Here is a 7,447-nt window from a genome sequence, read left to right on the forward strand (position 1 = left end):
AAACTAGGCTACTTATCCCCTATAGAATATAGGAAATTAGCAGCCTAGAAAATAGTGTTTTTATTGAGCTCCCTTAGTAAGGGTGCAGTGCCCTCAATGTGCATCCAGTTTTTTATAATTCTGCAGATTGTACTTGTTGTCGTAAAAATCCCTGCTGTTCTTCTTTATTGATCTTAACAATCTTGAACCCAGTATAACCATAAACAAGTGAAATGAATGGTACTACAAAATTTAAAATTGCATATGGCGCATAGTCAAATACATGTACACCTAGTGTTGCAAAAATGAATACACCACATGTATTCCACGGTACGAATACACTTGTCAGTGTACCACTATCTTCTAGACAACGTGATAAGTTTTTCGGGTGCAGACCTTTATCAATAAATGCCTTTAAGTACATACGACTTGGTACTACAATACTAATATATTGCTCTGAACATGTAGCATTCACTGTAAAGCAGCTTAACAATGTTGCTGCAATCAAACTACCCGTAGATTTCGCCACAAGTAAAATCTTTGAAATCAATGCTTGTAACATACCACTGAACTCTAGAATTCCACCAAACGTCATGGCAACAATCGTCATCGAAATCGTAAAGAACATAGATTCCAGACCACCTTTGTTGAATAACTCCATTACAAGTTTATTATCCGATTTCATCACATAACCTTCCTGTAACGTCTTCGCGATAATTTGTAAACTATCTCCTTGAATAAAGAATTGACACCCAGCCCCTAATATTATACCGACGACAAGTGCTGGGACTGCTGGGACTTTAAGCGCCACAAGTACAATGACAACGACAGGCACTAACAATAACCAGGGTGATAATGTAAACTGCGCTTCCATTGCTTTCGTGATTGAATCAATCTTCGTCGTATCTAGATGACCACCGCTAAACTGACGACCAATAAAAAAGTATGCAATCAATGCAATAATAATACCCGGAATTGTTGTGAAAAACATATGCTTAATATGATCAAATAAATCTGTACCTGTTAAACCTGAAGCTAAATTCGTCGTATCAGATAACGGGCTCATCTTATCACCAAAGTAACTCCCTGAAATAACTGCACCTGCAATCATACCCGCTGGAATATCCATACTCAAACCGATTCCCATACCTGCAACACCTACTGTCGCCATTGTGGACCAGCTAGAGCCAATGGCAAGTGCAACAATACCACAAATAATACAAATTGTTACAAGGAACATTGAAGGAGAAATCATCTTCAAACCATAATAGATCATTGTTGCAACGATGCCCCCACCAATCCATGCTCCAATGACTAAACCAACAAGGATGATAATGACAATCGCAGGTAGCGCCATCTTAATCCCTCTATACATCATTTCTTCAATTTGTTCCCAAGTAAAACCATGTCTATGTGCCACAATTGCTGCGACAGCAGTACCGATCATCAATGGAATATGTGGTGCTTGCTTAAGTTTTACAACCCAGAACAGCATACAGACAATCATAACAAATAGAGGCACTAATGCCCAAAAAACATTAATCGCTTTTCTTTCAAATGCTTTCTTTTCTTTCCCCATCCTTCATTCTCCCTTTTGATGAAAACGCTTTCTTATTACATTTTAAAGTAACAACGGAAGAAAATCTATAATAATTTTTCAAATCACTCCAAAAAAATAAATCTTCCTTTAAAACATCTATTTAATAGGAAGATTCTCAAAATATTTGTCATTTTTCATCTGAACTAAGCTTGTCTACAACAAATGTAATCGCCATTCCAGTCATAGTGATAAATGAGGCAGCAATTGCATTATTAGGGCCCACGAACATCTGGAGGAATAAATCATGATATATATCTAATTGCATTAAAACATCCATAAACACCCTCCTATTTTTCACACTATAATAAGTATACCTATTTTATCAGAAAATTCAAATTACATTTATATTACAAAATATAACCAAATGTATAAGGAATGGGAAGCTAAAAAGGGGTAAAGTAATATTCAGTGGTATCGCTATTATCATGTCACTTATTCTCATTTGATTTATTTATCATCGTATTCATTATTTTTCTACTTAAATTTAAAAGCACTAAAAATCAGGAGATTCACATCCTACATTTTAGTGCTTTTAAATATTTTATATCTCAGTGTTGATTCGGACGTTCGTTAGCGACTTCAGGAGATTTTATATTTTTAGCGGATGATTTCAGCAATAGTAAAGTGTCGCCACTAAGTTGCACTAGCGTTTGAAGTACTTGCATTTTATCTTCATATCATTCCACATTATGATGGTTCATCTCTTGAATAATGTACTAATAAACAGACACTCCTATAAAAAATATTAATTAAGAATTTTTTAATATTTATAGAATTTCATCGTTGCGGTAATATACTCTGGAAATGCAGCTTTAAATTCTGTTACATCAGAGGTTGTAATCCCTATAATCCTAAAGTCTTTTGGTACTTCGAAGGTTGCACCGCTTCCAACTGGTCCAATTGTCGCACGCTGTTGTTCTTCTAGCACAGGTAGCGATACTATCGTTCCTTGTGCCGCATAAATTAATGGTTTAAGTTGCTCTGTCGTCACATGATCAATATGCTCTATGATAACTGTATCTGGCACTTCAGCAGCAAGTGCTTCAGTGATGATTCCACGATTATATGTATAGTGTTGACCTGACTTAATATATTCCCCGTAAAGGTTTGCTTGCTTCCAAGTTCCATCCGCAATAAACAATTTAACTGCATGCGCATCTAATTTCATAAATTTAACAACTGTTTTCATCCCGTTTACATGTTGTGGTAGGCTGAAGATATGAAAGAGCTTCTGCTGAACTGTTACGTCATGTTGTTCTAATGCAATGTTTTTTGTTGTATTCGATAATCGCTTTGCCTCAAAGAATTTCTTATCCATTGCTGCTTTTCGCGCGCTGTATTGTGCCGCTTCTATCACTTCATTTATGGAAGGTGCTGTAGGGGTCGCTTTCATTTCAGATGGTTCTAACATGGCTTGATATTGATTTTTAGTAATCTCTGTCACAGATTCATTCCATTTTTCGTCTAAGAAATATTGTGCGCGCAACATCAGTTCACGATCTAATTCATATATTGTTCGAGGTGTCACATCTTCGATATATTTAATGATAATTGCAGTTGCATCTGTTCTCCCGGGTACAGGTTTATTCCCATGTTTCCCTTTAACGACTTCTGCGATACCATATATCCCGCGTTCTGGCTTCGTTTTATAGATAATGACTTTATCTTCTGGCTGCATTTCTCCATAATGTTTATAGCCTAAACGATGTACACCGTTAATATTGCTCACATAAATGGTATACTCAACACCTGATTCAAATGGTATTTCTTCTTTCATTAAGAAGTAACGATTGATTTTTTCTTTATACTGTCCGACATTAATGATTTTGTTATAGTCCGCTTCTGAAATTGGATTCAGCAACTGCTCTTTCATGCTTTGTATCGTTTCTTTTAAATTTTCATCTCGAATTAAATAATCTTTCGTAAAAGGTGCAAGCTTTGTATCATATTTAAAATGGATTTTAATTTGTCCGCGTCTTGGCTCTTCGACTTTAAGTACTTCTCCAGCCCCAAGCAAACCAATTTTATTTTGTACAAGGTAAAAGATGACGCGATCTCCAGGGTTTGCACGTTTAAATGCCTGGTATCCTTCATTCGGATTAAAATGTACTGTTGAATCAAAAACTGAGACTTGGTTCATCAAATCCTCAAAATGATTAAATCTGTTATAACCACAATTCAACCAAAAATAATTCACACAACTTCCTCCTAAATCCACTTATAATTCTTTTTATTTTGCTTTATCTTTCTTAAGCAGCACTGCAAGAAACGCAAGCAATACTGAAAATGACAGTTTCTTTTTCATTATACTCACCTACCATATATGTAATACTTGCTGCATAACTAAACTCATTACAATTACAACCATCCATGTGATTGCACCTAACGCTAGCGGTTTGATACCTACTTTAAAAAACTTGCGTATATCCACCGTCATACCTATTCCAGCTAAAGCTGTACTCATTAAAAATGTAGATAAAGTCTTAATATATGATGTGACATAATCCGGTATCGGAATAATACTTGCAACGATACTCGCTATAAAAAAATACAATATAAACCAAGGGAAGACCGTTTTTAAATTTACAGAAGATTGTCCTACCTGCAATAATGCGAATACTATACAAATTGGCACTATCATAAGGGCACGCACGAGTTTGACGACCGTTGCTGTATCTCCAGCATCCTCACTAAACGCATACCCTGCTGCAACTACACTACTTGTATCATTTATCGCTGTTCCTGCAAAATATCCAAAGCCTGTATCACTAAATTGTAACCAATGACCGGCTGTCGGAAAGAGAAATACTGCAATAATGTTAAATAGGAAAATTGTAGCAATGGAAAATGCAATCTCTTCATCTTTGGCTTTAATTATTGGACTTACTGCTGCAATTGCTGATCCTCCACAAATCGCTGTACCTACGCCGATTAAAGTGCTTAAACGCTGGTTAACACCAAATAACCTGCCCACTAAAACCCCTACAATTAAAGCGGCAGCGATGCTCGTGATGATGAGTGGAAAGGATGAAGCACCTAGACTTAATGCTGTCTTAAAACTAAGCGTAAATCCCATCAAAATAATGCCGTATTGAAGTAACTTCTTACCACTATATTTAATACCTTCTTCATAAGGTGCTGTATTTATTAAATTACCGATGATTATACCAATAATAATACTGAAAATCATACTTCCAACCAACGGGAAAATATAACCTAAGTATGTGGCAATTAGTGCAACTAATAGACACAAAAAGACTCCTTTAACTTTCATCACATCGCCTCCACCTTCTAGTTGAGTCTATTATATCTAACATAAGGTGATATCTAAAGCACGAATTCATTATATCCATTGATTACGAACGTATGTTTGTTTATAATTAAAAGATATTGCTAAAAAAGAGGTATTAAATTGAATTTATTATTATTGTTTCTCACATTAAACTTTTCATCCTTTCAAAGTGATATGCCCATGATACCGGCGACCTTCGATCACGCTATTGATGGAGATACAGTTTCATTAAAAATCAATAACCGTAAAAAGACAGTCCGTCTATTACTTATTGATACACCTGAATCAAAAAAACCAAATACACCGGTTCAGCCTTATGCTCTTGAAGCAGCCCGTTATACAGAATCGCTTGTAAAGACCTGTGATCTTAGTGTTCAATATGATACAAAAGGTAAAACTGATCGATACGGCAGAGATTTAGTCTATCTTTACTGTGGTAATACAATGATTAATGAACAGCTGGTCAGACAAGGATATGCTCGAGTTGGTTATGTGTATCAACAAAAAGATTATTTAAATCGTATGTTGGCAGCAGAACGAAAGGCTAAAGCTGAAAGGTTAAAAATATGGTCTCTTAAAGGGTATGTAAACATAGACGGAGAAGGGTTTAATTCTTCTAAAGAAGAAAGACAGCAAGAGACAGATATTATGCTGAAGATTAGAGAATCACTGCATCGCATACTAGATGCAGCGATTGATGGATTAATCAAAGGAATAAAGTCCGCCTTCACAACATAAGAAAATATGTTATAATAGAATAGAAAATAATTAAATAACGCATTCTTATACAGAGAGATTGAGGGACAGGCCCAATGACATCTCAGCAACCGGCTCGCAAGAGTACGGTGCTAATTCCTGCGGAGTAATTCGACTATAAGAACCTTACAACGCTTCTTATAGGAGGCGTTGTTTTTTTATTTTCAATACAATAAAAAAGGGAGCGTTAATAATGAGAAACTTAGAAGATTACAGAACATTAAAGCAGGAACTTGCAAAATGGAATAACATGACACCAACCAGTTATGTAGGAAGCATCGCACGAAAAAATAAAATTAAAGAGCTAAAACACTATATCATTGATGATCAGTATGAGGAGGCAGATGCACGTAACGATGAATTTTTATTACGCCATGAAATCAAATCGTTACATATCGAACTCGCACGAATTGAAAGACAGCTCATCGATAAGTATCAAGCACTTCACAGTATTTCCTAATCATATAAAAAAAGAGATAGCAGACGCTATCTCTTTTTTAATGTATAAATACATATCTTGATACTTGCCATTGATTAAGTGTACGATAACCAATCACCCCTACACCCGTTGCATAGTTCATCTCTGAAACAAGGATAGTACCGTCTCCGTTTACTCTCTCAACAAAAGCAACGTGTCCATAATAACCATCAGAAGTTTGCGCAATCGCACCATAAGCTGGCGTTCGATTTACCGTGTAACCGTCTTTAATTGCACCATTTGCCCAGTTACGTGCATGCCACCAATAAGTAGAGATTCCTTTGCCCATGGATGCTCGTTTATTAAACACGTACCAAGTACATTGCCCATAATCATATAAATTAGAATGTGCAAATACCGGTGTAACGTAATTGGTAACTGTAGTTGAAACAGGTGCACGTGATGCTACAGGACTCACAGTAGGTGTGCCTTGTACTGCATTACCTTTAACAACTAATCTCTGATTCGGAAATATTAAATCTGATGTCAGACCATTTAATGATTTAAGTTGTGCAACAGTGATGCCATAACGACTAGCAATTAAAGATAAATACTCACCAGACTGCACAACATGGGATGTTGCATTACTTGTCACTGCAGTTGGTCTTGTTGTAGATACTGTCGTTGTCGTTGTCGTTCCCGATACTTTAAGTCTTTGACCAGGAAAAATTAAGTATCCTGTTAAATTATTCAGACGCATTAGTTCATTTACAGATGTATTATGACGATATGCTATCAAAGATAAGCTATCTCCAGAGACTACTGTATATGTATTCCCGCCACCTTGTACTGCAGGACGATTCGTTGTTTGTGCAGTAGCTGTTCTTGTATTGCTTACAGATTTCGATACTTGTAATGATTGATTTGGAAAAATCAAATTTGAAGACAAGTTGTTTAAAGTCTTAAGTTGAGCAACTGATGTATTATATTGATTTGCGATAGACCAGAGAGATTCCCCAGCCTTGACTCTGTGTTCCGCTGCGTCTGCTTGGTAAGAATAAGCTGATGCAGCTGCTGTAGCTGTTGTAGCAGCGAAAATTAATTTCTTCTTCATACAAGTCCTCCGTATAATAATTGTTAAAAAATAAGATATTTATATTATTACACAAAATATATATGCATAATATTACAGTTTCCTTTCATTTTTAAAGTTTCTCTGCAAAAACGAATTATTTTAGCACATATACCTATTAAAACATTTAGCTTTGAAAAACGTTGATATATCAATAATTAGAACGATTTATTAAAATAAAGCCATTATAACATTTCGACATTTTTTAAGTATCTCAATAACAATCTTTACATTTTCTTGTTACGATAAGTATTAATAATGCAATATTCT

At 35.6% G+C, this 7,447-nt stretch carries 7 protein-coding genes and 1 riboswitch; of the genes, 2 read left to right on the forward strand and 5 right to left on the reverse strand.

Features of this window, described 5'->3' with window-relative positions:
• Positions 1–112 precede the first annotated feature (112 nt).
• The 4 genes from nhaC to CD152_RS08805 all read right to left on the reverse strand — a co-directional run bounded on the left by nhaC (position 113) and on the right by CD152_RS08805 (position 4,853).
• The gene (gene nhaC, locus CD152_RS08795; RefSeq protein ID WP_101141430.1) at positions 113–1,558 is read right to left on the reverse strand and encodes a Na+/H+ antiporter NhaC; all 1,446 of its coding nucleotides are present in this window, start codon (positions 1,556–1,558) and stop codon (positions 113–115) included.
• Positions 1,559–1,706: 148 nt separating this feature from the next.
• Positions 1,707–1,856 (reverse strand): hypothetical protein, encoded by a 150-nt coding sequence (locus CD152_RS11925; RefSeq protein WP_157819821.1) that lies wholly within the window; start codon positions 1,854–1,856, stop codon positions 1,707–1,709.
• A 483-nt stretch (positions 1,857–2,339) separates the two neighbouring features.
• Entirely contained in the window at positions 2,340–3,776 is a 1,437-nt protein-coding gene (locus CD152_RS08800) for an EVE domain-containing protein (protein WP_101141105.1), read from the reverse strand.
• Positions 3,777–3,893: 117 nt separating this feature from the next.
• Entirely contained in the window at positions 3,894–4,853 is a 960-nt protein-coding gene (locus CD152_RS08805; protein WP_101141107.1) for a YeiH family protein, read from the reverse strand.
• A gap of 138 nt (positions 4,854–4,991) precedes the next feature.
• On the opposite strand from CD152_RS08805, the gene CD152_RS08810 reads away from it, so the two are divergent.
• Positions 4,992–5,609, forward strand: coding sequence for a thermonuclease family protein (locus CD152_RS08810; RefSeq protein WP_101141109.1), 618 nt, complete (start codon positions 4,992–4,994; stop codon positions 5,607–5,609).
• A 42-nt stretch (positions 5,610–5,651) separates the two neighbouring features.
• Positions 5,652–5,751, forward strand: a riboswitch (SAM riboswitch).
• Positions 5,752–5,820: 69 nt separating this feature from the next.
• The gene (locus CD152_RS08815; protein WP_101141111.1) at positions 5,821–6,087 is read left to right on the forward strand and encodes a hypothetical protein; all 267 of its coding nucleotides are present in this window, start codon (positions 5,821–5,823) and stop codon (positions 6,085–6,087) included.
• A gap of 37 nt (positions 6,088–6,124) precedes the next feature.
• Here CD152_RS08815 and CD152_RS08820 read toward each other — a convergent pair whose 3' ends face one another.
• A complete protein-coding gene (locus CD152_RS08820; RefSeq protein ID WP_101141112.1) occupies positions 6,125–7,159 on the reverse strand; it encodes a LysM peptidoglycan-binding domain-containing protein in 1,035 nt (344 codons plus the stop codon).
• Positions 7,160–7,447: the final 288 nt, after the last annotated feature.

The sequence above is a fragment of the Macrococcoides caseolyticum genome (assembly GCF_002902665.1).
GTDB classification, from domain to species: Bacteria; Bacillota; Bacilli; order Staphylococcales; family Staphylococcaceae; genus Macrococcoides; species Macrococcoides caseolyticum.

Excerpts from the sequence above, each read along its gene's own strand:
- CD152_RS08815 (WP_101141111.1), top strand. The coding sequence starts at position 5,821 with ATGAGAAACTTAGAAGATTACAGAACATTAAAGCAGGAACTTGCAAAA.
- CD152_RS08820 (WP_101141112.1), bottom strand. The coding sequence starts at position 7,159 with ATGAAGAAGAAATTAATTTTCGCTGCTACAACAGCTACAGCAGCTGCA.
- CD152_RS11925 (WP_157819821.1), bottom strand. The coding sequence starts at position 1,856 with ATGGATGTTTTAATGCAATTAGATATATATCATGATTTATTCCTCCAG.
- nhaC (WP_101141430.1), bottom strand. The coding sequence starts at position 1,558 with ATGGGGAAAGAAAAGAAAGCATTTGAAAGAAAAGCGATTAATGTTTTT.
- CD152_RS08805 (WP_101141107.1), bottom strand. The coding sequence starts at position 4,853 with ATGAAAGTTAAAGGAGTCTTTTTGTGTCTATTAGTTGCACTAATTGCC.